The sequence below is a fragment of the Nocardiopsis gilva YIM 90087 genome (genome assembly GCF_002263495.1).
Lineage (GTDB): Bacteria > Actinomycetota > Actinomycetes > Streptosporangiales > Streptosporangiaceae > Nocardiopsis_C > Nocardiopsis_C gilva.
The window spans coordinates 2,202,968-2,229,325 of sequence record NZ_CP022753.1; the positions used below are offsets into that span (position 1 = coordinate 2,202,968).

At 69.6% G+C, this 26,358-nt stretch carries 23 protein-coding genes; 16 read left to right on the forward strand and 7 right to left on the reverse strand.

What is annotated here, in order from left to right; translation table 11 throughout:
- Positions 1-56 precede the first annotated feature (56 nt).
- From CDO52_RS10145 to CDO52_RS10170, 6 genes are all read left to right on the forward strand, one after another.
- The gene (locus CDO52_RS10145; RefSeq protein ID WP_017621050.1) at positions 57-1,316 is read left to right on the forward strand and encodes a cytochrome P450; all 1,260 of its coding nucleotides are present in this window, start codon (positions 57-59) and stop codon (positions 1,314-1,316) included.
- A gap of 160 nt (positions 1,317-1,476) precedes the next feature.
- Complete coding sequence (locus CDO52_RS10150) at positions 1,477-2,757, forward strand: sugar ABC transporter substrate-binding protein (RefSeq protein ID WP_017621051.1); 1,281 nt, start codon at positions 1,477-1,479, stop codon at positions 2,755-2,757.
- 3 nt (positions 2,758-2,760) lie between these two features.
- A complete protein-coding gene (locus CDO52_RS10155) occupies positions 2,761-3,738 on the forward strand; it encodes a carbohydrate ABC transporter permease (protein WP_017621052.1) in 978 nt (325 codons plus the stop codon).
- Entirely contained in the window at positions 3,735-4,661 is a 927-nt protein-coding gene (locus tag CDO52_RS10160; protein WP_017621053.1) for a carbohydrate ABC transporter permease, read from the forward strand. The genes CDO52_RS10155 and CDO52_RS10160 overlap by 4 nt, the downstream gene beginning before the upstream one ends.
- Positions 4,658-5,719, forward strand: coding sequence for a glycoside hydrolase family 3 protein (locus tag CDO52_RS10165; protein WP_017621054.1), 1,062 nt, complete (start codon positions 4,658-4,660; stop codon positions 5,717-5,719). Before CDO52_RS10160 ends, CDO52_RS10165 begins: the two co-directional genes overlap by 4 nt.
- Before the next feature lie 142 nt (positions 5,720-5,861).
- On the forward strand, positions 5,862-6,089 hold the full coding sequence (locus tag CDO52_RS10170; RefSeq protein WP_017621055.1) for a hypothetical protein: 228 nt from the start codon (positions 5,862-5,864) through the stop codon (positions 6,087-6,089).
- Positions 6,090-6,140: 51 nt separating this feature from the next.
- Here the strand turns inward: CDO52_RS10170 and CDO52_RS10175 are convergent, their stop codons facing one another.
- Both CDO52_RS10175 and CDO52_RS10180 read right to left on the reverse strand, forming a co-directional pair.
- On the reverse strand, positions 6,141-7,688 hold the full coding sequence (locus CDO52_RS10175; protein ID WP_017621056.1) for a long-chain-fatty-acid--CoA ligase: 1,548 nt from the start codon (positions 7,686-7,688) through the stop codon (positions 6,141-6,143).
- Between the two features lie 124 nt (positions 7,689-7,812).
- Positions 7,813-8,247, reverse strand: coding sequence for a DUF6406 domain-containing protein (locus tag CDO52_RS10180; RefSeq protein ID WP_017621057.1), 435 nt, complete (start codon positions 8,245-8,247; stop codon positions 7,813-7,815).
- A gap of 478 nt (positions 8,248-8,725) precedes the next feature.
- On the opposite strand from CDO52_RS10180, the gene leuS reads away from it, so the two are divergent.
- The 3 genes from leuS to CDO52_RS10195 all read left to right on the forward strand — a co-directional run bounded on the left by leuS (position 8,726) and on the right by CDO52_RS10195 (position 13,137).
- Positions 8,726-11,224, forward strand: a complete 2,499-nt coding sequence (gene leuS, locus CDO52_RS10185) for a leucine--tRNA ligase (protein WP_026126256.1) — start codon at positions 8,726-8,728, stop codon at positions 11,222-11,224.
- A gap of 6 nt (positions 11,225-11,230) precedes the next feature.
- Positions 11,231-11,917: a hypothetical protein gene (locus CDO52_RS10190; protein WP_094932340.1), complete on the forward strand. Its 687-nt coding sequence runs from the start codon at positions 11,231-11,233 to the stop codon at positions 11,915-11,917.
- Positions 11,918-12,462: 545 nt separating this feature from the next.
- Positions 12,463-13,137 (forward strand): hypothetical protein, encoded by a 675-nt coding sequence (locus tag CDO52_RS10195; RefSeq protein WP_017621061.1) that lies wholly within the window; start codon positions 12,463-12,465, stop codon positions 13,135-13,137.
- A gap of 32 nt (positions 13,138-13,169) precedes the next feature.
- Here the strand turns inward: CDO52_RS10195 and CDO52_RS10200 are convergent, their stop codons facing one another.
- Positions 13,170-14,246, reverse strand: a complete 1,077-nt coding sequence (locus tag CDO52_RS10200; RefSeq protein WP_017621062.1) for an alpha/beta hydrolase family protein — start codon at positions 14,244-14,246, stop codon at positions 13,170-13,172.
- 265 nt (positions 14,247-14,511) lie between these two features.
- Positions 14,512-15,285 (reverse strand): transcriptional repressor LexA, encoded by a 774-nt coding sequence (gene lexA, locus CDO52_RS10205; RefSeq protein ID WP_026126259.1) that lies wholly within the window; start codon positions 15,283-15,285, stop codon positions 14,512-14,514.
- A 435-nt stretch (positions 15,286-15,720) separates the two neighbouring features.
- Between lexA and CDO52_RS10210 the strand changes: the two genes are divergently transcribed.
- From CDO52_RS10210 to CDO52_RS10225, 4 genes are all read left to right on the forward strand, one after another.
- On the forward strand, positions 15,721-16,131 hold the full coding sequence (locus tag CDO52_RS10210) for a LysM peptidoglycan-binding domain-containing protein (RefSeq protein WP_232524429.1): 411 nt from the start codon (positions 15,721-15,723) through the stop codon (positions 16,129-16,131).
- A 348-nt stretch (positions 16,132-16,479) separates the two neighbouring features.
- The gene (gene nrdR, locus CDO52_RS10215; protein WP_017621065.1) at positions 16,480-16,962 is read left to right on the forward strand and encodes a transcriptional regulator NrdR; all 483 of its coding nucleotides are present in this window, start codon (positions 16,480-16,482) and stop codon (positions 16,960-16,962) included.
- Between the two features lie 178 nt (positions 16,963-17,140).
- Positions 17,141-20,020, forward strand: coding sequence for a vitamin B12-dependent ribonucleotide reductase (locus CDO52_RS10220; protein ID WP_017621066.1), 2,880 nt, complete (start codon positions 17,141-17,143; stop codon positions 20,018-20,020).
- A 206-nt stretch (positions 20,021-20,226) separates the two neighbouring features.
- Positions 20,227-20,655: a CBS domain-containing protein gene (locus CDO52_RS10225; protein WP_017621067.1), complete on the forward strand. Its 429-nt coding sequence runs from the start codon at positions 20,227-20,229 to the stop codon at positions 20,653-20,655.
- A gap of 35 nt (positions 20,656-20,690) precedes the next feature.
- Here the strand turns inward: CDO52_RS10225 and CDO52_RS10230 are convergent, their stop codons facing one another.
- Together CDO52_RS10230 and CDO52_RS10235 are read right to left on the reverse strand one after the other, a co-directional pair.
- The gene (locus CDO52_RS10230) at positions 20,691-20,978 is read right to left on the reverse strand and encodes a helix-turn-helix domain-containing protein (RefSeq protein WP_017621068.1); all 288 of its coding nucleotides are present in this window, start codon (positions 20,976-20,978) and stop codon (positions 20,691-20,693) included.
- Positions 20,975-21,349, reverse strand: a complete 375-nt coding sequence (locus CDO52_RS10235; protein WP_026126261.1) for a type II toxin-antitoxin system RelE/ParE family toxin — start codon at positions 21,347-21,349, stop codon at positions 20,975-20,977. The genes CDO52_RS10230 and CDO52_RS10235 overlap by 4 nt, the downstream gene beginning before the upstream one ends.
- A 123-nt stretch (positions 21,350-21,472) precedes the next feature.
- On the opposite strand from CDO52_RS10235, the gene CDO52_RS10240 reads away from it, so the two are divergent.
- The 3 genes from CDO52_RS10240 (at position 21,473) to CDO52_RS10250 (ending at position 25,920) form a co-directional block, all read left to right on the forward strand.
- Positions 21,473-22,426 (forward strand): ornithine cyclodeaminase family protein, encoded by a 954-nt coding sequence (locus CDO52_RS10240; RefSeq protein ID WP_017621070.1) that lies wholly within the window; start codon positions 21,473-21,475, stop codon positions 22,424-22,426.
- A gap of 203 nt (positions 22,427-22,629) precedes the next feature.
- Positions 22,630-24,444, forward strand: a complete 1,815-nt coding sequence (locus tag CDO52_RS10245; protein WP_017621071.1) for an SPFH domain-containing protein — start codon at positions 22,630-22,632, stop codon at positions 24,442-24,444.
- Positions 24,445-25,920, forward strand: a complete 1,476-nt coding sequence (locus tag CDO52_RS10250) for an SPFH domain-containing protein (protein WP_017621072.1) — start codon at positions 24,445-24,447, stop codon at positions 25,918-25,920. It abuts the gene before it with no gap.
- A 45-nt stretch (positions 25,921-25,965) separates the two neighbouring features.
- On the opposite strand, the gene CDO52_RS10255 is transcribed toward CDO52_RS10250, so the two are convergent.
- Positions 25,966-26,157: a hypothetical protein gene (locus tag CDO52_RS10255; protein WP_017621073.1), complete on the reverse strand. Its 192-nt coding sequence runs from the start codon at positions 26,155-26,157 to the stop codon at positions 25,966-25,968.
- Between the last annotated feature and the right edge of the window lie 201 nt (positions 26,158-26,358).

A 26,358-nucleotide genomic window follows, 5' to 3' on the forward strand; every position in this document is an offset into this window, starting at 1 on the left:
GTTCTCCGCCACCCCGACCCCTCGGGGCGGCGGGAACGAGGGAAAGGACACCCCCCATGACTCCGGTGACCCGACCTGCCCCCCTCGACGACATCGACCTCTCCGACATCGAGTTCTGGAGCCGCCCCAGCGCTGAGCGCCACGCCGCCTTCGCCCGGCTGCGCGCCCAGCCGGCCCCCGTGTTCTTCACCGAGCCCGACCTCGGCCCGATTCCCAGCGGGCCCGGCTACTACGCTCTCGTCCGCCACGCCGACGTGGTCGAAGCCAGCAGGAACCCGCAGGTCTTCGCCTCCGAACCGAGCGCGGTCTCCATTCCCGACATGCCCGAGGGCTTCGGCGAGTTCTTCGGCTCGATGATCAACGTCGACGACCCCCGGCACGCGCGGCTGCGCCGCATCGTCTCCCGCGGCTTCACCCCCCGCATGCTCGCCCGGCTGGAGGACGACGTCCAGCGCCAGGCCGAGCGCATCGTCGCCGAGCTGGAGCAGACCGGCCCCTGCGACTTCGTCGCCCACGCCGCCGCCCGCCTCCCGCTCGTCGTCATCTGCGAGATGATGGGCATCCCCGAGCGCCACCACCGGATGGTGTTCGAGAACTCCAACATCGTGCTCGCGGGACACGACCGCGACTACCTCGGCGACGACATCGACACCGCCCTGGGGCGGCTCCTCACCGCCGGATCCGAACTGGCCGGGCTGCTCAGCGAACTCGCCGCCGAGCGCCGCGCCCACCCCACCAACGACCTCACCTCGGCGCTGGTGAACGCCAACATCGACGGCGAGTCACTGACCGACGCCGAGCTCGGCTCCTTCTTCGTCCTGCTGGCCGTCGCCGGCAACGAGACCACCCGCAACGCCATCAGCCACGGCCTCAAGCTGCTCACGCTCCACCCCGAGCAACGCGACCTGTGGTGGTCGGACTTCGAGGCGCACGCCGCCACCGCCGTCGAGGAGATCATCCGACACGCCTCGCCCGTGGTGTGGATGCGCCGCACCGTCACCCGCGACCACGAAATGAACGGCCACCACTACCGCGCCGGGGACAAGGCGGTGCTCTACTACGCCTCGGCCAACCGCGACGAGGCCGTCTTCGACGACCCCCACCGCTTCGACATCACCCGCACCCCCAACCCGCACCTCGGGTTCGGCGGCCCCGGCCCCCACTTCTGCCTCGGCGCGCACCTCGCCCGCCGGGAGATCACCGTCATGTTCCGCGAGCTGCACCGGCGCCTCCCCACCATCCACTCCACCGGCAAGCCAGAACGGCTGGTCTCGAACTTCGTCAACGGCATCAAGGCCATGCCGTGTTCGTTCTGAGCCCGCCCCGCACGCGCCCGATACGGTGTTCACCTGCCGTCTGCGACGACAGATCGTGCGGGGACGGTGATCGGCCGGTGGACCGTCTTCACAGTCGATTGGTTTTTGCGTAGGTTTCTTACCAACCCGCGGGGGACCCTGAGTGGACGGGAGATCTCCGATGGCACGAACGCACGCCCGGTCCGTCGCCGTGCTCGGTACCGCGCTGGCCCTGCTCGCCACCGCCTGCGGAGGCGGCGGGGGAGACGGGTCCGCGGACGGCGGGACCCTCGACGTCTGGATCATGGAGGGCACCAACCCCGACGCCACCGAGTACTTCGCCGATGTGGCCAAACAGTTCCGACAGCAGACCGGCGCCGACGTCAACGTCGAGTTCGTGCAGTGGGCCGACGCCCACGACAAGTTCGTCACCGCCATCGCCGGACGCAGTCTGCCCGATATCGCCGAGGTCGGGACCACCTGGACCCCGGAGTTCGCCCAATCCGGCGCGCTCATCGACATCACCGACCGGGTCGGCGACACCGCCGCCTACTCCGAGGGCCTGGTCGAGGCCGGAACCGTCGACGGGAAGCTTTATGGCCTGCCCTGGTACGCGGGCGTCCGCTCGATCATGTACCGCACCGACATCTTCGACGAACTCGGCCTGGAGGAGCCCACCACCTGGGACCAGCTGCGGGAGACCGCGCTGAAGATCTCCGAGGAGAAGGACGACATCACCGCCTTCCCGGTCGCGGGCGACGCCTACTACCACGCGCTGCCGTTCATCTGGGGCGCCGGCGGCGAACTCGCCGTGCGCGGGACCGACGGCACGTGGACCTCGCCCCTCGACGAGAAAGAGGCCCGCGAGGGCTTGTCCTTCTACACCGACCTCGCCCTGAAGGACAAGGTCTCCAGCACCGGCGCCAGCACCTGGCGCGAGACCGACGTCCTGGACAACTTCACCGACGGCAACGTCGCCATGGCCGTCTCCGGCAGCTGGACCCCCGCCGCCGTCATCGAAACCAACCCCGAGCTCAAGGGCAAGCTCGGCGTCTTCCCCATCCCCGGCCCCGATGGCGGCTACAGCCCCTCCTTCGTCGGCGGCTCGCACCTGGCGATGATGTCCGGCACGGAGGACGAGGACCTCGCCTGGTCCTATATGGAGCTGCTGACCAACGACGAGAACGCGGCGCTGTGGTCGGAGCAGAGCACCTACTTCCCCGGCAAGACCGAGCAGCTCGCCCCCTTCGCCGAATCCCAGGACCCGCTCGTCGCCCCGTTCGCCGTCCAGATGCGCGACGCCGGCAAGGGCCTGCCGGCCTCACCGAAGTTCGGCAAGGTCGAGGGCGACAGTGTCATCCCCCGGATGATCCAGTCCATCCTCAATGACAAGGCCTCCCTTGACGACGCCACAGCCAAGGCCGCCAAGGAGATCGAGACGACCCTCAACGAAGGCTCCTGACACGTGAGTGCCGCCGTCGGTACCCGGCCCACCGCCGCGCGGGACGACCCTCCGCCGCCCCGCCGCCGCGGCCGGACGTCGGCGCGGTCGGTCCGCCGGTGGCTGCCCTGGGGGCTGCTGGCCCCCGGGCTGCTCGTCATCGGCGGGCTGCTGCTGTTCCCCCTCGGCCGCGTGGTGTGGCTGTCCTTCCAGCACTACGACCTGAGGAACATCTACACCGGCGAGACCGACTACAACTGGGGCGCCAACTACCTCGAGCTGCTCACCGAGCCCTACCTGTGGAAGGTCGTGCTGCCCAACACGGTCGTGTTCGCCGTGTTCGCGGTCGGCGGCACGGTGGTCGTGGGCACGCTCGTCGCGCTGCTGCTGCGAACGCTCGGGCCGGTCGCCCGGACCATCGTCATCAGCTGTGTCATGGTCGCCTGGGCGATGCCGGCCGTCACCGGCACCTACGTCTGGATCTGGATCTTCGACGTCGACCGCGGCGTGGTCCGCAACGCCCTGACCACCCTCGGGCTCCTCGGCCCCGACGGCTTCAACTGGTTCGCCGACCGGCTGTGGTTCTACGCGATCGTCGTCCTCAACGTCATCCACCACGGCTTCCCGTTCGTGGCCGTCACCGTGCTCGCCGGGCTGCTCACCATCCCGCGCGAGCTGTACGAGGCGGCGCTGATCGACGGCGCCGGGGCCTGGCAGCGGTTCTGGTACGTGACCGTGCCGACTATCCGCCCGGTGTTCGCGGTCGTCACGATCCTCTCCACGATCTGGGACTTCAAGGTGTTCGCGCAGGTCTACCTGATGCCGGGCGGTTCCGGGGGCAACCAGGAGGTGTTCAACCTGGGCGTGTGGTCCTACATCCGGTCCTTCAGCCATCAGAGCTACGGCATGGGATCGGCGATCGCGGTCATGCTGACCCTGCTGCTGCTCGCGATCACCATCGCCTACGTGCGCGCCCTGTTCCGAGAGGACGAACTGCGATGAGCCGCCTGGTCGAGCGAGCTGCCGAGGAGCCGAGCGGAACGCGTGCCGGCTCGGGCGCGGCTGGAGAGCCCGCCGCCCGGACGCGGCCCCGTCCCCGTCGCGCGGGCGGCCTCGCGCGGGCCGCCGGACGGGCGGCGGCGATCACCGCCGTCCTCGTCTTCACCCTCTTCCCCGCCTACTTCATGCTGGTCAGCGGGGTATCGGAACGCGCCGTCTCCGGTACCGACGCGCTCGTGCCCCAGGCCGTCTCCCTGGAGAACTTCACCTATGTCCTGACCGAGGCCGGGTTCCTCACCTACCTGCGCAACTCGCTGCTCGTCGCGCTCATCACGGTCGTGGGCAGCAGCCTGCTGGCGCTGTTCGCGGCCACCGCCGTGGCGCGCTTCCGCTTCCGGCTCCGCACCAGTGTGCTGGTCATGGTGCTCATCGTGCAGATGGTCCCGCTGGAGGCACTGGTCATCCCGCTCTTCCTCCAGGCCAGCGACCTGCGGATGCTCAACTCGCTGATCGGCCTGAGCATCGTCTACATCGCGATGTCCCTGCCGTTCGCCATCTGGATGCTGCGCGGGTTCGTCGCCGCCGTCCCCGTCGAGGTCGAAGAGGCCGCCTACATCGACGGCGCCTCCTGGCCCCGCATGTTCTGGTCGGTGCTGTTCCCCCTGGTCGCCCCGGGGCTGGTGGCCACCGGCGTCTTCTCCTTCATCGTCGCCTGGAACGAGTTCATCCTGGCGCTGACGTTCCTGCAGGACGGGGAGAAGTTCACCGTCGCGGTCGGCCTGCGCCAGTTCTTCCAGGAGCACACCACCGACTGGGGCGCGCTGATGGCCGCATCCACGATCATCACCGTCCCGGTCATGGTGTTCTTCCTGATCGTGCAGCGCGGACTGGTCTCCGGACTCGTCCAGGGAGCGGTGAAGGGATGACGGCGGTGGCGGGACCCGACGGCGAGAGACACGGGGAGCGGCGGCTGGTCCGGATGGTCCACACGGTCCTGATGCCGGGGTTCACCGGCACCACGGTGCCGCCGTGGCTGGCCCGCGCGATCGAGGACGGCCTCGCCTCTGTCCTGTACTTCACCCCCAACCTCGCCGACGCCCCCGCGCGCCTGTCGGCCGAACTGGGCGAGCTGTGCCCGGACCTGCTGCGCGCCTGCGACGAGGAGGGCGGGACCGTCACCCGGCTGCACGCCGCGACCGGCTCGCCCTACCCGGGCCACGGCGAACTCGGCGCCGACGACGACACCGCGCACACCCGCGAGGTCGCCGAGGCCATGGGGCGCGAACTGCGCTCGGTCGGCATCGACGCCGCGCTCGCGCCCGTCATGGATGTCAACGTCGATCCCGCCAACCCGGTGATCGGGATGCGCGCCTTCGGTGCCGACCCCGACACGGTCGCCCGGCACGGGGCGGCGTTCATCGCGGGACTGCACGCGGCCGGGGTGGCGGCCACGGCCAAGCACTTCCCCGGCCACGGCGACACGCGCGTCGACTCCCACGTCGACCTCCCGGTCATCGACATCGACCTCGAAACGCTGCGGCGTCGGGAGCTGGCGCCCTTCGGCGCCGCGATCGCGGCGGGCGTCGACATGGTGATGGTCGGCCACATCGGCATCCCGGCCCTGGACGGCACGGTCCCGGCCAGCGTGTCGCCGCGCGTCTACGGGCTGCTCCGCGCGGAACTGGGGTTCACCGGTGTGGCCGTGACCGACGCGCTGGACATGCGCGGGCTCACCGCCTTCACCGGGGCCACGGACATGCCTGAGCACCTGGCCCGGGGCGCCGTGGCCGCGCTGGCGGCCGGTGCCGATCTGCTCTGTCTGGGCAATCCGTCCACGGCCGGGGCGGGCGACGAGGAGATGTTCGCGGCCGCGCGCGACGGGCTGCTGGCGGCGGTGCGGAGCGGCGCCGTCTCCCAAGCGCGGCTCGCGGAGGCGGCCGATCGCGTGGAACGGCTGGTCGCGCGGGTACGCGGCACGGGATGAAGTGTGTGCACGCCCTTCCGTTGATCTCGGGGATATCGACCGAATACCGGCGAGTATTCGGTCGATATCCCCGAGATCAACGGAGGAAAGGCAAGGAACCGGGGTGGAAGGTCAGTAGGCGGATGAGGACCGTGAGCGCGCCATGAGCACACAGCACGAGGAGCACACCATCGAACCGGACCATCCATGGCCCAAGAGCCCGACGAGCGTGCGCATCCGGTGCAACGTGTGCATGGAGCTGCGGTTCTTCGCCGACCGGCACGCCGACGACCTCGCGGGCTACGGCCCCGGGCCGCACTGCAGGTCGTGCGGCAGGCGCATCGAGTTCCGCTGCACGGTGTGCGACTCGCTGTGGCGTCCACTGTCCTGAGCGCACCCGTGGCGCCGCCCCCGGCCCCTCGCCAGGGGCGGCGGCGCCGTATCAGCGCAGGTCGCGCTTGAGGATCTTGCCGGTGGCGGTCATCGGCAGTTCGTCGCGGAACTCCACCTGGCGGGGGTACTTGTAGGCGGCGAGCCGCTCCTTGGCCCACGCGACGAGATCGTCCTCGCTGAGCGTGGCCCCCTCCTCGCGGATCACATAGGCCTTGATCTCCTCGCCGTGCGTCTCGTGCGGCACGCCGACGACCGCGCACAGGCTGACCTCGGGGTGCGTCATCAGCACCTCTTCGAGCTCGCGCGGGTACACGTTGTACCCACCGCGGATGATCATGTCCTTGGAACGGTCCACGATGAAGTAGAAGCCCTCGTCGTCGCGGCGGGCGATGTCGCCGGTACGGAACCAGCCGTCCTTCATGACCTGCTCGTTGGCGTCGGGGCGGTTGTGGTACCCCTTCATCACGCAGTGGCCGCGGACGGCGATCTCGCCCGGGCCCTCGCCCTCGATGTCGTTGAAGGTGCTGTCGACGAGCTTCATCTCCACGCCCCAGATCGGCCGGCCGATCGACCCCGTCTTGGCCTTGACCTTGGGGTTGTTGAAGGAGACGACGGGCGAGGTCTCGGACAGGCCGTAGCCCTCCAGGATGTCGACGCCGTACTTGGCCTTGACGTTGCGGGCCAGCTCACCGGGGAGCGCCGACCCGCCGGAGACCGCCGTGTGCAGTTTGCCGGCGATGGCGGCGGTGTCGTGCTCGCCCTTGGCGCCGAGCAGGCCCCAGTACATCGTCGGCACACCGGCGAACATCGTGACGTTCTCCTTCTCCATGAGGGAGAGCGCCTCGTCGCCGTCGAAGCGCGGCATCAGGACGATGGTGGCGTGCCGGTACAGGGCGACGTTCATCATCGTGGTCTGGCCGAAGATGTGGAACAGCGGCAGGACGGTCAGGCAGACGTCGTGGCCCTGGGAGGCATGGCTGAACAGGGCGTCGGAGGCCACCGCGTTGTAGAGCAGGTTGTTGTGGCTGAGCTGGGCACCTTTGGGGGTGCCGGTGGTGCCGCTGGTGTAGATGATCACCGCGGTGTCGTCGGCCTCGGTCCGCACGGAGCTGAAGGTGCCGGGCTGGCCGTCCAGGGCCGCCCAGAACGTCTCGGCGCCCTCGATCGTGGACTCCTTGGCCCCAGGCGTGGCCGGCAGGTCGATGTAGGTGGTGCAGGTGTCGACATCGCCGAACGCGGAGAACGCGCGCTCTCCCAGCGGCAGCTCAGGCGCACCGGTGAAGGCGAACAGCGCCTTGGCCCCGGAGTCCTCCAGGTGGTAGGCGATCTCGCGCGGGGTGAGCAGCACGTTCAGCGGAACCACCACGGCGCCGGCCTTGAGCGCGCCGAAGTAGACGAACGGGAAGTAGGGGACGTTGGGGCTGGCCAGCGCGACCTTGTCACCGGGCTTGATCCCGCGCTCCACCAGGAGGTTGGCCACCTGGTTGGCGATCATGTCGGTCAGCGCGTAGTTGAGCCGCAGGTCGCCGAAGACCAGGCAGTCTCGGTCGGGCGTGTTCCGGGCGCCGTCCTCGAGAAGTACGGACAGGTTGAGCATCGCGCCTCCTACGGAGTACATCGGTCCTGTGCCCGTGGCGCATGTGGGCGTCCCCGGTCACGTGAGTGTTCCCGATCACTGTTTTACCGCACAGTAACTACGGAGGCGGCGCCCGGGGGTGCGGCTACTCCTGCTTGCCGCCCTCGTCCCGCGTCAGCGTGGCGCTTCCCGGCCGCGAGTCGTCGTTGTTCATGCCGATCTCGGAGACGCGCCAGGTGCTGTCGCCGATCGCCATCTCGTCGCCGAGGTGAAGCGTGTGCTCCTCGGAGCCCGCGGCGCCGTCGACCGCGATCACCACCGCCGGGTCATCGCCCTCCTTGTAACCGGCCAGCGTCAGCGACGTCGTCTCGTCCGAGCCGGTGCTCAGCTCGAAGGGCACGCCCTCGGTCAGCTGGACGCGGTCGGTGTCCTCTCCCGTGACCGCGGCGGGGTCGGAACCGGACGCGGAATCGATCTCTGGGTCACCACCACAGGCCGCGGCTCCGAATGCCAGACCGAGCCCCAGCGCGGCGATGGACATGAACCGGACGGCTCGGCGGGCCCCTGCGAAGACGGTCATGGTCAGCTGCTCTCCGAATGCTGATGGATGACTTATGGACGCTGCGGATCTGTGAGAGGCGCGTGGCCGGATCCGTGGCGTGACAGGTCACGGGTACGGCGGGCGCACGGCGGTGTGCGACACTGCGCAACGGAGTCGCCGCAGTGGGCGACCGCTTGCGCGGCTTTATTGTCCCACCGGCGTGGCCGTGGAGGGACCGGATCCCCCGCGTGTTCAGGGAATCCCAAGGTAGGCGGCGTAAACGGCGGCGCGGGGCGTGTCGCGCCGCGGAGCGGACCCCGCGGGGCCGGATCGCGGCGTGGCGCTCGGGAAATGGCGTCGAGGTCCTCCCGGCAGTCGCGCTAACCTGTGAAGCACAGTCACTCGGCTGGAGGAGACACCACCGCGGGCCCGGCCCAGGGGCGCGCGGTCGGATCATGACGCACTCCCCAGACACGATGTGCCCCTCAGTTGCGACCCGGTAGAGGACATTCGAGCGATGACAGCGGTAGATGGAGACCAGGTGACGAGCGACGTCTATGACGCTCGCGCCCTCCAGGAGAAGTGGCAGGCGCGGTGGGAGAAGGACAACCCCTTCCTCGCCGAGGACAGCCCGGCCGACGACCGTCCGCGCCGCTACGTCGTCGACATGTTCGCCTACCCCTCCGGTGACCTCCACATGGGGCACGCCGAGGTGTACGCCATCGGCGACGTCATCGCGCGCTACCACTTCCAGCGCGGCGCGAACGTCCTGCACCCCATCGGCTGGGACTCCTTCGGCCTGCCCGCCGAGAACGCGGCCATCCGCAACGACAGCCACCCGGCCGCCTGGACCTACGCCAACATCGAGACCCAGGCCGAGTCGTTCCGTCGCTACGGCATCTCGGTGGACTGGACCCGGCGCCTGCACACCAGCGACCCGGAGTACTACCGCTGGAACCAGTGGATGTTCCTGCGCTTCTTCGAGCGCGACCTGGCCTACCGCAAGGACGGCCTGGTCAACTGGTGCCCGCAGGACCAGACCGTGCTGGCCAACGAGCAGGTCGTGCAGGGCAAGTGCGAGCGGTGCGGTTCCGATGTGGTGCGCCGCAGCCTGAACCAGTGGTACTTCCGCATCACCGACTACGCCGATCGCCTGCTGGACGACATGGACCAGCTGGAGGGCGGCAACTGGCCCGACGAGATCCTGACCATGCAGCGGAACTGGATCGGCCGCTCCCACGGCGCCGATGTCCGCTTCGAGATCGAGGGCCGCGCGGAGCCCGTCCCCGTCTTCACGACCCGCCCCGACACGCTGTTCGGAGCCACGTTCTTCGTCGTCGCCGCCGACGCGCCGCTGGCCGACGAGCTGTGCGCCCCGGAGCAGCGCGCCGAGTTCGACGCCTACCGCGCGCAGGTCGCCAAGCTGAGCGACATCGAGCGGCAGTCCACCGAGCGCCCCAAGACCGGCGTCTTCCTGGGCCGCTACACCATCAACCCGGTCACCGGCGAGCGCATGCCCGTCTGGGCGGCCGACTACGTCCTGGCCGACTACGGCCACGGCGCGATCATGGCGGTGCCCGCCCACGACCAGCGCGACCTGGACTTCGCCCTCAGGTTCGACCTGCCGGTGCGGGTCGTCGTCGACACCGGCGAGCCGAACCCCGCCGAGACCGGCATCGCCACGGCGGGCGACGGCACCCTGGTCAACTCCGGCCCGCTGGACGGCCTGGGCAAGGACGAGGCCATCGAGCGCATCATCGGCATCCTGGAGGAGCGCGGCACCGGCCAGGGCACGGTCAACTTCCGGCTGCGCGACTGGCTGCTGTCCCGCCAGCGCTTCTGGGGCACGCCGATCCCGATCGTCCACTGCCCCGAGTGCGGCGAGGTCCCGGTCCCCGACGACCAGCTGCCGGTGCGCCTGCCCGACAACCTGAAGGGCGCCGACCTGGCCCCGAAGGGCATCTCACCGCTGGCCGCGGCCAGCGACTGGGTCAACGTCGACTGCCCCAAGTGCGACGGTCCGGCCACGCGCGACACCGACACCATGGACACGTTCGTCGACTCGTCCTGGTACTTCCTCCGCTACTGCTCGCCGCAGCTGGACACCGCCCCCTTCGACCGCGAGCTGGTCGACCGCTGGGGGCCGGTGGACAACTACATCGGCGGCAAGGAGCACGCCACGCTCCACCTGCTGTACGCGCGCTTCTTCACCAAGGCGCTCCACGACATGGGGCTGGTCGGCTTCACCGAGCCGTTCAAGCAGCTGCTCAACCAGGGTCAGGTCATCAACCAGGGCAAGGCGATGTCCAAGTCCCTGGGCAACGGCGTCGACCTGGGCGCGGAGATCGACACCTACGGTGTCGACGCCGTCCGGCTGACCATGCTGTTCGCCGGGCCGCCCGAGGACGACGTCGACTGGGCCGACGTGTCCCCGGCCGCGTCGCTGAAGTTCCTGAACCGCGCGTTCCGCGTGATGGCGCTGGCCGGTGCCGCCTCCGCGCCGGGGACCGACCCGTCCACCGGCGACCGGGAGCTGCGCAAGGCCACCCACCAGACCATCGACAAGATCACGGCGGCGATCGAGGCCCAGCGCTTCAACGTCGCCATCGCCCGGGTCATGGAGCTGGTGACGGCGGCGCGCAAGGCCATCGACTCCGGCCCCGGCGCCGCCGACCCGGCGGTCCGCGAGGCCGCCGAGGTCATCGCGGTCACCCTGTCGCTGTTCACCCCCTATGTCGCGGAGGAGGGCTGGGAGCGCCTGGGCCACAGCGGCTCGGTCGCCATCGGAAACTGGCGCGCCGCCGACCCCGACCTGCTGGTGCAGGAGGCCGTGACCTGCGTCGTGCAGGTGGCGAGCAAGGTTCGCGACAAGCTGCAGGTGCCCCCGGACATCTCCGAGGAGGAACTGGAGCGCCTGGCGCTGGCCTCGGAGAAGGCCCAGGCGTTCATCGAGGGCAAGCAGATCCGCAAGGTCGTGGTGCGGGCCCCCAAGCTCGTCAACATCGTGGTGGGCTGACGCCCGGTGGAGCAGCCGCAGGCCGATCAGGAGCAGCCGCGGAGCGGCGGGGCGTGGCTCGCTGCGGGCCGCGCCGGGCCGCCGCCTGGGGCGCGGATCAAGCAGGCGCTTCTCGTGGCCGCCGCCGTGGTCGTGGTCCCCGCGATCGCGGTCACGGCGGGGCTGTGGTGGGGCGAGGACGGTCCGGCGTTCGGGGCCGGACCCGATGACGCGTTCTCCACCGCGCCGGAGTGCGCGGTGGTCGCCGCCGAGACCGTGGAGGGTGTTGTGCCCTCGGGGCGGCTGGAGACCAACGAACACGGTCCGCTGAGCGACGCCGACGGAGCCATGTGCGCCTGGACGTCGGTGGGCGCGGACGGCGCCGCGCCGCGCTTCCTCCGCGTCGACTTCGAGGCGCGCTTCACCGACAAGGCCGGGGACGTCACGGGTGCCTCCGCCGCCGCGCGGGAGATGGAGCGGTCCACGACCATCTCCGACGTGGAGGGGGCCGCCCCGCTGCCCTCGCTCGGTGAGGACGCGCTGGTGTGGCCGGGCGCGGACGAGGGAACGGCCGAGCTGGTCTTCCGCAGGGACAACCTGGTGGTTCGGGTCTCCTACGGAGGCGCGGCGGATACCGGCGGAAAGCCGCTGTCCTTCGGGGCGGCGCGGGACGGAGCGGTCGACGTCGCCGAACAGGTCGCCGATTCCCTGTAGCTCCCTCCGCTGGTCGGTGGCGCCGAGCAGGCACATCCCCAGGCCAGCGGCGGTCGCGTCCGCTTCGGGGTCGATTCCTCGGACTGCATCCGGTGGCGGACGGAATGCCTAGTACCGTAGGCCCCTGGAATATCGACGAGGCGCGTCGGCGCGATGACACGGAGGCGTCCATGACCCAGCCACCTTCCGGTGGCCCTGACAGAGGACCGACCGGACCGAATGGCGGGTCACCGTCCGATTCGCACGCCCCGGAGGCTCGGCCCGATCCCGAGAAGGGGCAGCACCCGCAGGTGCCGCCCGCGGCCGCTGAAGGAGCGGCGCCCGCGCCTCCTCCGTCGGTCCCGCAGCACCCCTCCGGCCCCGCGACCCCGCTCGGAGCGTCGGCTCCGGCCGGACACCCGGGGCCCGCTCCGCACGGACCGCAGGGGCAGTTCGGCGTACCGGGGCGCCAGGCTCCGGGACAGCCCGGTCAACCGGGCCAATATGGCCAGCCGGGCCAGCAGAGCCAGCAGAGCCAGCACGGCCACCCTGGTCAACCCGCTCCCATGGGGCAGCCGGGTGACCCCGCGTCGGGGCAGACCGACGCTCCTCCGGTGGAGTCGGCCCCGAAGCAGAACCGGGGCTGCGCCATCGCCATGATCGCGGGGCTGGCCATCGTGGTCCTCGCCCTGCTCGTCGGCGGGGTGTGGACGGTCGTCGTCCTCAGCAGCGCCGGGGGCGACTACGAGCACGCGCCGAAGTGCGCGGTCGGGCGGGGAGACGCGCTCAAGACGCTCGTGCCCGACCGGACGGCCGAGGTCGACCAGCAGGTCAAGAACCTGGAGGGCACCGGACGCGAGGCCAATGAGTGCCGGTGGGCGACCGCCGAGGACGGCGGCCATGCCCCGGCGGCGGCGCGTCTTGTCCTCGTGAGCAACACGGGCGACGCCGAGCGCAACGCCGAGGAGCAGGCCACCGCCGCCCTCAAGGAGGCGACCAAGGACCACGACGCGAGCAAGCTCGCGGACCTCGGCGACGAGGCTTACTCCTGGAGCGACTCCACCAGCGGCTACGACTGGGGCTGTGTGGGCGTTCGAGTCTCCAACGTGTACGCGGAGACCTGCTACACCGCCGCGACGGACTTCAACGCCGAGGAGTCGATCCCCGGGGACGACGCCCTGGCCGGGGCCGAGGAGCTCGCCCGGGACGTCGTCCAAGGGATCAAGGACAGCAAGGAATAGGCGGGCCGGGCCGGGGGGTATCCCCGGCACGCTCACACCACCCCGTCGAGGAACTCCCGCACGGCCGGAGCGACCTCGGGTGAGAACTCGCGGTCAGCGTCGAGGACCGAGACGCCGGGGGAGTCGTCGTAGAGGCGGAGGACGTGGTCGGCGTCGGGGAGGTCCACCCGGCGTGCGTTGTCCAGGCCGCCCATCAGCCGGTCCACGTCCTCTTCCGCGATCTGGGTGTCGGCCGTGCCCCACAGCACCAGCGTGCGCGTCTCCGGCGGCAGGTCGCGGGCCAGCTCCACCGGGTCCATGGCGTCGATCGTCCGCAGGAACGGGGCGTTGGCGGTGGTGAGAATGTGCGACAGCGGCGCCGGGACCTCCTGGGGCAGGGGCTTGTCCGCGCGGATACGCGCGATTCCCGTGCGGAGCTTGGAGAGCACGTCGGTGGCGTCCGTGGCGCCGATCTGCTGGGCGGTTTCGGCCGTGCGCACCTGCTCGGTGATCTGGCGGTCGAGCGTGTCGAGGTAGCGGTCGCCGACCGGGGCGGCGAGGACGAGGCCCACCGGCGGGTGCTCCGCGACCACCTCGGGCGAGCGCAGGGCGAACAGCGCGCCCTCGCTGTGCCCGACGACGAGCACCCGGCCGGGGTCGACCTCGGGCTGCGCGATGAGCTCGGCATAGGCGTCGGCCATCTCGTCTTCGAAGACCTCGTAGGGGACGGGTTCCTCCGCGTCGTGGGAGCCCAGGCCCGTCGTACCGCTGCCGAGTTTGTCGTAGCGCAGCGAGGCGACGCCGGCCTCCGCTAGGACCCGGGCGAGGTTCAGGTTGGTATCGGCCCCTGGCCGCAGCTCGCTGTTGCCGTCGCGGTCGGTGGGGCCGCTCCCGGAGATGATGAGCGCGGCGGGGATCGGCGCGTCGCCGACCACGCGGGGGAGGGCGAACGTGCCGTGCAGCGTGTCGGGGCCGCTGTCGAAGCGCACGTCGCGTTCCGCGGGCTCGACCCCGGGCGGGTCGGGTTCGGCCGGGCGGTCGGGGGAGACGCCGCAGCCGGTGGCGAGCAGGAGCGCCGCCAGCGCCCCGGCGGCGGCCCGGGTGAGGGCGACGGGAGACGGAGAAGGCATGGTCCTAACTTAGGGGGCGCGCTGGGCGGCGGAGCGTGTGAACGGGTGTGGGGAGAAGGCGCGGTATTTCGCTATTGCGTGTCGCGTCCGTATCGGTATCAAGTTGTATCCGGGGATCCCGTCATAACAGAGCGCTATTCGGTTTGCGCGGCCGCTGGGCCCTTTCGCCTTTGCCGAATTTCCGCGGAAAAAAGCCGGGCCCGCGGTCTCGGGGAGAGATCACGGGCCCGATGGCCAAGCGAGGCGACATCGTTATCCGGGGGGATCACACCCGCCGCATAACGGCGACGACCTTCCCGAGAATGGTGGCGTTGTCGCCGTCGATGGGCGCGTAGGCGTCGTTGCGCGGAAGCAGCCGCACGTGCTCGCCCTCGCGCTTGAAGACCTTCACCGTGGCCTCGTCGTCGAGCAGCGCGGCGACGATGTCGCCATTGTTGGCGTCCGGCTGCTGGCGGACGACGACCAGGTCGCCGTCGGTGATGGCGGCGTCGACCATGGAGTCGCCGACGACGTTGAGCATGAACAGGCGGCCCTCGCCGACGAGCTGCTTGGGCAGGGTGAGGACGTCCTCGATGGACTCCTCGGCCAGGATCGGACCACCGGCGGCGATGCGCCCGACGACCGGGACATCGGTCGCGCGGGAGTAGTCGGCGCGGGGGTCATTCTCCAGCTCGTCCCAGGAGCGAATCGGGGGTTGTCCTGGAATGCGAATTTCCACCGCCCTTGGGCGATTTTGGTCCCGATAAAGATAGCCTTTGCGTTGCAACACCTTCAGTTGGTGCGCGACACTGGACGGGCTCGACAGGCCCACCGCATCACCGATTTCCCGGATGGACGGCGGGTACCCTCGCTGCCGTACATAGCGGTGGATGCAGTTCAGAACACTCTGCTGGCGGGCCGTGAGCTTCGGTGCGGCATCCGTTTGGCCCATGGAGTCGTCGGCCTCCGCGATCGTCGCGGGGGAAGCGGTGGACCGGAGTGCGGTGACGCTTCTCCCGCCCGCCTGAGGTTCGTGCGTTCCGTGGTTTTCCTCCGGCACGGCCGGCCTCCTCGGCGGTCGGTGTTCTGCGTGGGCTGTCGGTGACGGTGCCGATCGTCCGGCCGCGTCACATGCGGTGTCCGACCACGCGCCGATTGGCGGGCGCGGAGGCGCGGATACCTCGGCGGTTGCGTCGATCGAGCACGTCTAACGTTACTGCCTGTGTAGTGCCATATCAAACAAACGTTCGAGATGGTGATGAAAAAATCGCCCGGATGCGGTATTAGTCGAACGGCTGTTCTAACGAACTGGCGTTCGAAGGGGATGATCGTGTTCCCGCCCCAACCAGTCCCAACTCCCCCGACCCACCCCCCTGAACCCGCCCTTTTCGACTGGGCGGTGGAGATCCCCGAGTGGGCCCCGTCCCGCGCCCCTCGCCCGGAAGGCTCCTCCGCTTCCACCGCTCCTGCCCCGGGTGCCTCCCCGGCCGCCCGCGTGGCTCCGTCCGTTCCCTCTCGGCGGACCGCCCCGTCGGACCCGGCGGGCCCTGCGGCCCGTGCGCTCGGCCCCGAGCCCACACCCGCGCCCGCGGTGCGCCTCACCCGGCGCGGCCGTGTGGTGCTCGTCTCCGCTGCGTCGGCTGCGGTGGTCGCCGGACTGTCGATGCTCTTCGTCACCTCCGCCGCTGTCGGGGCTTCCGCCTCCGGAACCTCCCCTGAGGCGTCCGTCTCCGATGGCGCGCGCTCGACGGTGGTCGTGCGCGATGGCGATACGCTGTGGGGGATCGCCCAGCGGGTTCGGCCCGGCTACGATCCCCGCCCAGCGGTGCACGAGATCGTCGAGCTGAACGACCTGCCCAACCCCGATCTCACCCCCGGGCAGGAGCTCCTGCTGCCCGATTACTGACACTCCCGTGTCCGTGGCGTGCCCGTGTTCGCCCTCGCGGCGGACGGGTGCGCCCTTCGGCATGCCCGCATCCCGTCGGCGGGGCCGTGGCCGGATGGCGCGGCGCACCCGTTCGGGGACTTGCGCGCGAGGGGGGACCGCCGTAGGTTGACCACAACATCTAGTGCTCACCGGGAACAAGCAGCCCAGAACTTGTGCTTTAGTAGGTATCCGGTCTTTCTGGATCATCCGGTTCGGAGAGGTTGGTGACGACGATGCACACAAGGCTGCTCGGCACGGTCGCGAGCACGTCCGCGGCAGCTGTACGCGGGGTTCGACCGATGCGGATCTGGGGGGAGGCACACCGGCATGCACTGTCCGTTCTGCCGCCACCCTGACAGCAGGGTCATCGACAGCCGGTCGACCGACGACGGCGCGGCCATACGCCGCAGACGCGCGTGTCCCGAGTGCGAACGGCGTTTCACCACGCAGGAGACGGTGCTGCTGATGGTGGCCAAGCGCTCCGGCGTGACGGAGCCGTTCTCCCGGACCAAGATCATCGCGGGCGTGCGCCGCGCCTGCCAGGGTCGGCCCGTCACCGAGGACTTGCTCGCGAAGCTCGGGCAACAGGTCGAAGAGGAGATCCGGTGCCGAGGTGTCGCCGAGGTGCCCTCGCACGAGATCGGGCTGGCCATTCTCGGCCCGCTGCGTGATCTCGACGAGGTGGCCTACCTGCACTTCGCGTCGGTCTACCGGGGCTTCGAGTCGCTGATGGACTTTGAGAACGAGATCGCGATACTGCGGGCCGACCGGGCCAAGGTGAATGGGACGAGCGGGCAGAGCGAGTCGTGAGTAGCCGGACAACGGCGGACTGATCCGCGGGGCCCGACCGCGCGTGGGCGACGCGCACGGGCAGGGCCGTGACGACGTGATGAAAACCGTCATCTGGCCGCGTCACGCCAACGGATGTGACGTGGGAGCACTGGCGGGGGATCGGAACGGATATGTGGCGAGAACTGGGGGAGCTGACATGACGGAGACCACCGGCGCGACGGGGCGCAAGGGGAAGGGCAAGCGCAGCGGTCTGAAGATCGAGCGCATCTTCACCACGCCCGGCGTGCACCCCTACGACGAGGTCGAGTGGGAGCGTCGCGATGTGGTCATGACGAACTGGCGGGACGGTTCGGTCAACTTCGAGCAGCGGGGCGTGGAGTTCCCCGCGTCGTGGTCGATCAACGCCACCCAGATCGTCGCCAGCAAGTACTTCCGCGGTGCCGTGGGCACCCCGGAGCGCGAGTGGAGCCTCAAGCAGCTCGTCGACCGCGTCGCCGGGATGTACACCGAGACGGGTAAGGCGAACGGCTACTTCGCCTCCGACGACGACGCCGAGATCTTCGACCACGAGCTGAAGTACGCCCTCGTGCAGCAGCTCTTCAGCTTCAACTCCCCGGTCTGGTTCAACGTCGGTACCGCGTCCAAGCAGCAGGTCTCGGCCTGCTTCATCCTGTCCGTGGACGACACCATGGAGTCGATCCTCGACTGGTACAAGGAAGAGGGGATCATCTTCAAGGGCGGCTCCGGCGCGGGCGTGAACCTCTCGCGCATCCGCTCCAGCCAGGAGCTGCTGTCCTCCGGCGGTACCGCCTCCGGCCCGGTGTCGTTCATGCGCGGCGCCGACGCCTCCGCGGGGACCATCAAGTCCGGCGGCGCCACCCGCCGCGCGGCCAAGATGGTCGTCCTCGACGTCGACCACCCCGACATCGGGGAGTTCGTCGCCACCAAGGCCCGCGAGGAGCACAAGATCCGCGCGCTGCGCGACGCCGGGTTCGACGTCGACCTGGGCGGCAGCGACATCGTCAGCGTGCAGTACCAGAACGCCAACAACTCGGTGCGCGTCTCCGACACGTTCATGCGCGCCGTCGAGGCCGGCGCGGAGTTCGGCCTGACCTCCCGCACGAGCGGCGAGGTGATCGCCACGGTCGACGCCAAGGAGCTCTTCCACCAGATGGCGAAGGCCGCCTGGGAGTGCGCCGACCCGGGGCTGCAGTACGACGACACGATCAACGACTGGCACACCACGCCCGAGAGCGGGCGGATCAGCGCCAGCAACCCCTGCTCGGAGTACGTCCACCTGGACAACTCCTCGTGCAACCTGGCCTCGATCAACCTGCTGAAGTTCCTCACCCCCGAGGACGCCTTCGACGTCGACAAGTTCGTCAAGCTCACCGAGCTGGTCATCACGGCGATGGACATCTCCATCACGTTCGCGGACTTCCCGACCGAGAAGATCGGCGAGACCACGCGTGCGTTCCGCCAGCTCGGCATCGGCTACGCCAACCTCGGCGCGCTGCTCATGGCCACCGGCCACGCCTATGACTCCGACGGCGGCCGCGCCGTCGCCGCCGCCATCACGTCGCTGATGACCGGGACCGCCTACCGGCGCAGCGCCGAGGTCGCCGGTGTGGTCGGCCCTTACGACGGCTACGCCAAGAACGTCGACTCCCACAAGCGCGTCATGCGCAAGCACGCCGCCGCCAACGACGACCTGCGCACCATCGGCGCGATGGACGCCGACATCCACGCGGCCGCCACCAAGGAGTGGCAGAGCTGCCTGCGGATCGGCGAGAAGAACGGCTGGCGCAACGCCCAGGCCAGCCTGCTCGCGCCCACCGGCACCATCGGCTTCATGATGGACTGCGACACCACCGGCATCGAGCCGGACTTCTCGCTGGTCAAGTTCAAGAAGCTGGTCGGCGGCGGGTCCATGCAGATCGTCAACCAGGCGATCCCGCGCGCGCTGAAGAACCTCGGCTACCAGCAGGAGCAGATCGAGGCCATCGTCGAGTTCATCTCGGAGAACGGCCACGTGGTCGACGCCCCGGGGCTGCGCCCCGAGCACTACGAGGTCTTCGACTGCGCCATGGGCAAGCGCTACATCAAGCCCATGGGCCACGTGGAGATGATGGCGGCGGTGCAGCCGTTCCTCTCCGGTGCGATCTCCAAGACGGTCAACGTGCCCGAAGAGGCCACCGTCGAGGACTTCGAGCACATCTACTACGAGGGCTGGCGGCTCGGCCTCAAGGCGCTCGCCGTCTACCGCGACAACTGCAAGGTCGGCCAGCCGCTGTCCACAGGCAAGACCGAGGACAGTGAGAAGACGGCGGGCGCGGACACTGCCGAGAAGCGCCCGGAGCCGGAGGTCATCGAGGTCAACCGGCCGGTCCGCCGCCGCCTCCCGAAGAAGCGGCCGAGCCAGACCGTCTCCTTCACCGTCGGCGGCGCCGAGGGCTACATCACCGCCGGGTCCTACCCCGACGACGGCCTCGGCGAGGTCTTCATGAAGCTCGGCAAGCAGGGCTCGACCCTGGCCGGTGTCATGGACGCCTTCTCCATCGCGATCTCCATCGCGCTGCAGTACGGGGTCCCGCTGGAGACCTACGTCGAGAAGTTCACCAACATGCGCTTCGAGCCGGCCGGCATGACCGACGACCCGGACATCCGCATGGCCCAGTCGGTGGTCGACTACATCTTCCGCCGCCTGGCCCTGGACTACCTCTCCTACGAGGAGCGCTCCGCCCTCGGCGTCCTCTCCGCCGAGGAGCGCCGTGCCCAGGCCGCGGGCGAGGACCCGTCCCAGGTCGCCGCCCAGGTCGAGTCCTACGCCCAGTCGGCCGCCCCGGCGAATGCGGAAGCGGACCAGGTCACCGATGGCCCCGCGAACCCCGCGGAGCGCGCGTCGTCGACCGCCACCCGCGCCGTCGAGGAGGCCCGCACCAGCACGGAGATCCTCGAAGCCAAGCAGGGCTTCATGGCCGACGCTCCGCTGTGCGTCACCTGCGGCACCAAGATGCGCCCGTCCGGCAGCTGCTACGCCTGCGAAGGCTGCGGCTCCACCAGCGGCTGCAGCTGATCCCGCGGGCCTGACCCGACCCACCCGAGCCGGGGCCGACCGACCGTCGGCCCCGGCTTCTCCTTGTACGCACCAGGTTCCCCGGCCGACGGTGGCTCCTCCGCCGGGGACTCCGCCGCTCTGGACCTGCGCCTCCGCAGGTGATCGGGTGATTGGCGAAGGTCCAGCATGGGTAACCCTCGCTTACCGATCGAAAGGTGGTTGCCATGCTGATCGCTGAGATCTTGCGGGCGAAAGGCTCAAAGGTGGTGACTGTCCAGCCGGACACAACGGTGGCCGAGTTGGTGACGCGCTTGGCCGCACACAACATCGGTGCGGTGGTGGTGACCGACCACGACGAGATCGCCGGGATCGCGTCGGAGCGCGACGTCGTCCGCCAGCTGGAGGCACGAGGAGCCGAACTCCTCGCCGCACCGGTTTCCGACATCATGACCAGCGTCGTCGTCACCTGTACGACGACCGACACCGACGACAGCCTGACCGTGCTGATGACCGAGAACCGCGTACGCCACGTCCCCGTGGTGTCGGCCGGAACCCTCATCGGAATCGTCAGCATCGGCGATGTCGTCAAGGCCCGGATCAGCCAGCTCGAACAGGATCGGCGCCAGCTCGAGGCCTACATCACCCAGGGCTGACCCATCCCCGGGCGCCGCAACGGCGCGGGGCCCGGTCAGGCAGCGCTGTGCGGGGTGAAACCAATGGACAGATCGGCGTTGAGCGCCTCCGCCAGACGTTCGAGCAGAGCGATGCTCGGGGTCGTTCCCCCACCCTCCAACCGCGAGACCTGCGGCTGCGTCATGCCGGCGCGATCGGCCAGTTCTCGCTGGCTGAGCCCCAGCTCGGTACGGCGGTCGTACACCATCTTGCCGAGCAAGAATCCGCGACGCGCCTCATCGTAGGCCTCGGAGTGCTGACCACTGCGGCGCCAGACAGCGTGCTCGCCGTGTGTACTGTTCATCGCTCCTCCTTGTCGCGATCGTAGATGCCCCGGGCGTGCTGATGCCGAGCTTCACATTGCGCCTGGGCGCGACGGGCGCGCTCGATCTCCGAGCTTTCTCGTTGTCTTGTTTTGCGGAAGACGGTCAGCAGGATGACACGGCGCTGTGGGGCGATCCAGTAGGTGATCCGTACTTGGCGGCTCGGGAGGTGGAAGCGAAGTTCTCTGAGTTTGCCGCCCAGGTGGCGGCTGTAGGGCTCACCTAAGGATTCAGCCTGTTCAGCGAGCAAGTCCGCGTAGAACTCCACGCGATCGTATTGATCACGGGGAAGATTTGTGAGCCAGAGTCGCACCTCGGGTTCGATCTCGATCGTGTATATCCGCTCCGTCATGCATCAAACGATATATACCACGATTGGTATGGGAGGGGGATTTGGCAAAGTCACCCATGGCCGATCCAGCGCGGAGCAGTGGAGGGTCCTTCCGGTCGACGGGGCCGGTGGGAGAATAGGGGTGTGACGCTCATCCTGGGTCGGTCGGACCTGCTCAGCGTGTTGGACACCCACACCTGCGTGGACCGGTTGTGGAGTGGCTTCACCGCCGAGCCCGCGTCGATCGAGGGGCAGCGGGTGCGGACCGATCTTCCGGGGCCGGGGACGGCGACCGCGTTGCTGCCGGGGCTGCTGCCGGATGTGCCCGCCTACTCGGTCAAGGTCAACGCCAAGTTTCCCGACGCGCGGCCCGCGGTGCGCGGGGTGGTGTGCCTGCATGATCTGGTCAGCGGGGAGTTGCTGGCGCTGCTCGATTCGGCGACGTTGACCGCGTGGCGGACCGGGCTGGCGGCGGCGCTGGGGACGCATTCGCTGGCGCGCTACGACGCCGACGTGCTGGGCATCGTCGGCTGCGGTGCGCAGGCCGGGCTGTTCGCTCGGGGCCTCATCGGGCTGCGGCCGATCTCCGAGATGGTGGTCACCGACATCGATCGGGAACGGGCCGACGCCTTCGCCGGGCGGTGCTCGACCGAGTTCGGGGTGGCGGTCCGCATCGTGGACGACGCGGCCGCCGTCGCCGCGCAGGCCGACATCGTCCTCACCGCGACCTTGGATCGCGACGACGCCCGGCCCGGGGCCCACTACACCTCGCTCGGGGCCGACGAGCCCGGCAAGGTGGAGCTGTCGGCTGACCTTCTGCGGGCCTCGCGGCTGATCGTCGACGACCTCAAGCTCGCGGTGGCCGGTGGGCCCGTCGGCAATGCCGGGCTCGATGGTTCCGCCGTTCATGGGACGCTGCGCGACGTCCTGACCGGTGCCATCGCGGCGCGCGACTCCGATGACACGATCACGGTGTACGCCCCCATCGGCCTGCCCTGGCAGGATCTCGCGCTGGCCTGGCTCGCCTACCGGGCGGCGGAGGAGACCGAGGGGCGAGGCGAGGGCGGCACCGGTACCCGGTTCGAATTCCTGGAGTGATGGGATACTCCTGGGCGCGGGACATTCGTCCGCCGCTCCGCGCGTGACACGTCGGAGGCGGCGGTCGGCACGACCGTTCCTCGCGCAAAGAGCGGATACGTCCACCCGACCACCGCTGACCAGCGGCAGGGGAACCGATGGGCGGGCGCCGACGTCGTATCCGCAGTTCCTTCTACTCCTCCATTCGCAGGGAGTGATCAAGTATGTCCTTCGCGCAGACAGTGCGCGGGGCCGCCACGTCGATCGCCCAGGGCGGCGATCCACGCCAGGCGGTCACCGACGCGCTCGGTGACGCGGCGGAGGGGGTCGGGCTCGACCCGGGTGACTTCCTCGCCGCCCGTGACCAGGGCGCCTCGGTCGGGACCCGCATCGAGCAGCAGACCACCTCGCTGAACAACGCCGGCGAGGCGCTCAACCGCAGCTCGTATGAGCGGGGCAAGGGCGGAACCGTCCACGTCATCTGTCCCATGGTCATCCCCCGGGGCCGGACCTTCACGACCATGCTGCCCGCCATCGCGCTGATCGTGATCGGCGTCGTGGCGCTGGTCGTCACCGTGCCGACGGCGTTGGCCACCGGGGCCAACCCCCTCTTCAACCCCTTCTTCGGGTTCCACTACTGGCTCATCACCCTGGGCGTCGCGGCGTTCATGTGGTGGCGCCAGGGCATGGTCATGGTGCCCGACGGCTGCCACGCGATGATCACCAAGTTCGGCAAGCTGGAGCAGGTCGTCGGCCCGGGACGGGTCACCCTGTTCAACCCGTGGAAGCGGGTCTCCTACATCGTCAACACCACGCGCGAGTACCCCTTCAACGCGCCGATCCGCGAGGCCCCCACGCGCAGCGGTGTGCAGGCCTCCATCGACCTGTTCGTGCAGTTCCAGATCAAGGACCCGGTCGAGTTCATCTACACCCTCGGCGCCGTGCAGGGCTTCCAGGAGAAGCTGAACAACGCCATCAGCGAGACCACGCGCAGCCTCATCTACGAGCAGGAGGCCGCGGGGATCTACGACATGGTCGGGGAGAACACCGCCCGCCTGCTGGAGCAGCTCAACACCCAGTTCATGCCGGCCGTGGAGCTCACGAACGCCAACATCACCCATGCCGAGCCCTCCAGCCAGGAGTACCGGATGGACCTGGCCGCGCCCGAGATGGTGCGCGTGGCCAAGGAGGCCTACACCTATGAGTACGAGCTCCAGCTCCGCAAGGAGCAGAACGAGGGTGACCTCAACAAGGAGCTCGCCTCGCTGAACGAGACGCTGTCGGCCATCCAGGCGGACATCGCCCAGTACCAGGCGCAGATGGACACCGCCCTGGAGCGCGAGACCAACCGCGCCCGCTCGGTGGCGCGCCGCCGCTTCGTCGAGGCCGAGAGCGAGGCCAACGCCAACGCCGCCCTGCTGGAGGCCCAGGCCCTGGACATCCGTGCGGTCAGCGCGTCCGAGGCCCCGGAGATCCTCAACTACCGCTACCAGCAGGACCTGCTCGACAAGCTGGAGGCCGTGGCCGACAGCCTGCCCCAGGTGCTGCACATCGGCGACGGCGACGAGTCCAGCGTCAACTTCCTGCGCGTCGCCCAGGGCATCATCGGCGAGAGCGACGCCGCGCTCTTCTCCGACGACGACATGGCGGCCATCCGCAGCCGGCTGCGGCAGATCTCGGACCGCATCGCCTCCCGCGAGGCCGAGATCACCGAGCTGCTGGAGGCCGAGCAGCAGTCGACCGTCGAGGCGGCCCACCCGGAGAGCGGTGAAGTCCCGGGCGAGGACCGGCTCGAGGAGATCCGCCAGTCGGTGTCCGACGAGGCCATCGACGAGCGCCTGAGCGGTGCCCCCGAGGACCAGGCCCCCGCCGAGGAGCCCCCGGCCGACGCGGCGCCGCCCGCCTCTCCCTACCGCCAGCCGCCGCAGGTGTCCTCGCCCGACCCGTCCACCCCGCCCCCACCGCCCAGTGGGCCGCCCGCGCCCTGGCCGCAGTCAGGCACGGACACCCAGGACGGCCCGTACCCGGGAGGTCACTAGATGAGCCAGTCGACACACGTCGACCGCGGCGGCTCCACCATCAAGGAGTCGCTCGCGGCATGGAACGACATCGCCCGCCTGCTGCGCGGCGGCGACGAGGGGGCGCTCGTCCCCGTCGTCATCCCGCGTGACAGCCGCGGCCTGCTGTGGACCATCCCCATCTGGTTCGGGCTGTTCGCGCTGTTCTCGGCGCTGGTCATGGCGGTCCGCCGGGACGCGGCCATCGCCGGGGACAGCGTCTACCTGGTCCTGTCCATCCCCACCCTGATCGTCGGGCTGCTGAGCATCGTCCTCGCCATGATGTGGTGGTGGCGCTCCTCGATCGTGGAGATCGAGCAGGGCACCACCGGCGTCCTCACCAAGTACGGCGCCGTCGTCGGCACCCTCGACCCGGGCCGCCACTACCTGTGGCACCCGTGGGCGCGCGTCGACTTCGTCGTGGACACCTCGACCGAGATCCCCTACTCGGCCCCGGTCGTGGCCTGCCCCACGCACGAGAACGTGCCGCTGAAGTCGATCGAGTTCTTCCTCAAGTTCCGGATCACCGACGCGGTCCGGTTCGTGCGGACCATCGGCGCCAGCAACTTCGACCTGGTGCTGTCGAACGCCGTGCAGGACGCCATACGGCAGCGCAGCCGCCAGGTGCGCACCGAGCGCGCCTACGACCTGCGCGGATCCGACGTCGCCGACATGCAGGACCTGCTCACCCGGCAGCTGAGCCGCTACGGCGTGCGCATCATGGGCTGCAACATCCCCGATGTGCAGCTGCCCAGCCAGTACCAGCAGCACCTGGCCACCCGCGAGCGCGTCGCCAAGGAGCTGGTCGCCTACGAGCAGGAGTGGGAGCTGACCCGCAAGCGCCGTATCGACACCCTGCTGATGGACATCGAGCGGTCGAAGAAGACGCGCGACGCCAAGATCGTCGAGGTCAACGCGGCGCTGAACAAGGCCCGCAAGGACGTCGCGCAGATGCTGGAGGAGCAGGAGACCGAGGCACAGCGCGTCCGCTACGAGATCGAGACCCGTGGCCGCTCCGACCTGGTGGCCGCGCAGAACGAGGCGAAGGCGCAGCGCCACCTGGCCACCTCCTACCGGGACAACCGGGCGGTGCTCCAGTACGAGCTGGCGCGCCGGCGGCTGGACGTCGGGGCGAAGCTGGCCGAACACGCGCCGCAGCCGGTCGTCGTGCGGACCGACGGCGGTGGGGATTCCTCGGCGCTGTCGACGCTGCTGCTGGCCCAGCTGCTGCCGACGCTGGGCGGGAACCGGGCCGAGCGCCGCCCGGCGCTCAACGGCGGTGGCGACGGGCCGGGCGCCGACTCCGCGGCCGAGATGCTGCAGCAGGTGCACGGCTCAGTGGCCGCCGCGGCCGACCGCCAGCAGCAGCTGTCCGAGACCTACCAGCAGGAGCAGCAGGAGGCCATGCGCCGCCAGTTCGAGCAGGGGGAGGGGTACGGGCGCGGCACCCACCGCTGAGGGCGTGCCGCACAGAAGGAAGGGGGAGGCCGGTGGCCTCCCCCTTCACGCTGCGTGCGCCAGCCCGCTGTAGGCACTTCCTATATCCACCCCGTGGCGGGCGGCGATCTCCACCAGGTCCTCGATCTCTCCGGCCTGGGCGGCGCACAGGTCCACGTCGCCGCTCTCGTGGGCGCGGCGCAGTGCGCGGACCGCGTCGTAGATTCGCAGGTGCAGCGTCGTCATGAATTCACTCATGGTGTCCTCTCCCTCGGGTCGTCATCGACTCGCGAGTTCTGCGACCAGATTTACCGAATCGGTATAAGGACACGGTGAGAGAACGGCCGAAAAGCGCGGAAACCGCCCGTGACAAAAGCCATGGACGGTTCGGGAACTCCGGCGGACACGGTGGTCGAGCGTCCGTTCCGGGTGCTGCGGAGTGCTGGAAACTCTTACCCG

Coding starts and splice junctions, on each gene's coding strand:
- CDO52_RS10145 (WP_017621050.1), top strand. CDS start 57: ATGACTCCGGTGACCCGACCTGCCCCCCTCGACGACATCGACCTCTCC.
- CDO52_RS10150 (WP_017621051.1), top strand. CDS start 1,477: ATGGCACGAACGCACGCCCGGTCCGTCGCCGTGCTCGGTACCGCGCTG.
- CDO52_RS10160 (WP_017621053.1), top strand. CDS start 3,735: ATGAGCCGCCTGGTCGAGCGAGCTGCCGAGGAGCCGAGCGGAACGCGT.
- CDO52_RS10165 (WP_017621054.1), top strand. CDS start 4,658: ATGACGGCGGTGGCGGGACCCGACGGCGAGAGACACGGGGAGCGGCGG.
- CDO52_RS10170 (WP_017621055.1), top strand. CDS start 5,862: ATGAGCACACAGCACGAGGAGCACACCATCGAACCGGACCATCCATGG.
- CDO52_RS10175 (WP_017621056.1), bottom strand. CDS start 7,688: ATGCTCAACCTGTCCGTACTTCTCGAGGACGGCGCCCGGAACACGCCC.
- CDO52_RS10180 (WP_017621057.1), bottom strand. CDS start 8,247: ATGACCGTCTTCGCAGGGGCCCGCCGAGCCGTCCGGTTCATGTCCATC.
- leuS (WP_026126256.1), top strand. CDS start 8,726: ATGACAGCGGTAGATGGAGACCAGGTGACGAGCGACGTCTATGACGCT.
- CDO52_RS10195 (WP_017621061.1), top strand. CDS start 12,463: ATGGGGCAGCCGGGTGACCCCGCGTCGGGGCAGACCGACGCTCCTCCG.
- CDO52_RS10200 (WP_017621062.1), bottom strand. CDS start 14,246: ATGCCTTCTCCGTCTCCCGTCGCCCTCACCCGGGCCGCCGCCGGGGCG.
- nrdR (WP_017621065.1), top strand. CDS start 16,480: ATGCACTGTCCGTTCTGCCGCCACCCTGACAGCAGGGTCATCGACAGC.
- CDO52_RS10220 (WP_017621066.1), top strand. CDS start 17,141: ATGACGGAGACCACCGGCGCGACGGGGCGCAAGGGGAAGGGCAAGCGC.
- CDO52_RS10225 (WP_017621067.1), top strand. CDS start 20,227: ATGCTGATCGCTGAGATCTTGCGGGCGAAAGGCTCAAAGGTGGTGACT.
- CDO52_RS10230 (WP_017621068.1), bottom strand. CDS start 20,978: ATGAACAGTACACACGGCGAGCACGCTGTCTGGCGCCGCAGTGGTCAG.
- CDO52_RS10235 (WP_026126261.1), bottom strand. CDS start 21,349: ATGACGGAGCGGATATACACGATCGAGATCGAACCCGAGGTGCGACTC.
- CDO52_RS10245 (WP_017621071.1), top strand. CDS start 22,630: ATGTCCTTCGCGCAGACAGTGCGCGGGGCCGCCACGTCGATCGCCCAG.
- CDO52_RS10250 (WP_017621072.1), top strand. CDS start 24,445: ATGAGCCAGTCGACACACGTCGACCGCGGCGGCTCCACCATCAAGGAG.
- CDO52_RS10255 (WP_017621073.1), bottom strand. CDS start 26,157: ATGAGTGAATTCATGACGACGCTGCACCTGCGAATCTACGACGCGGTC.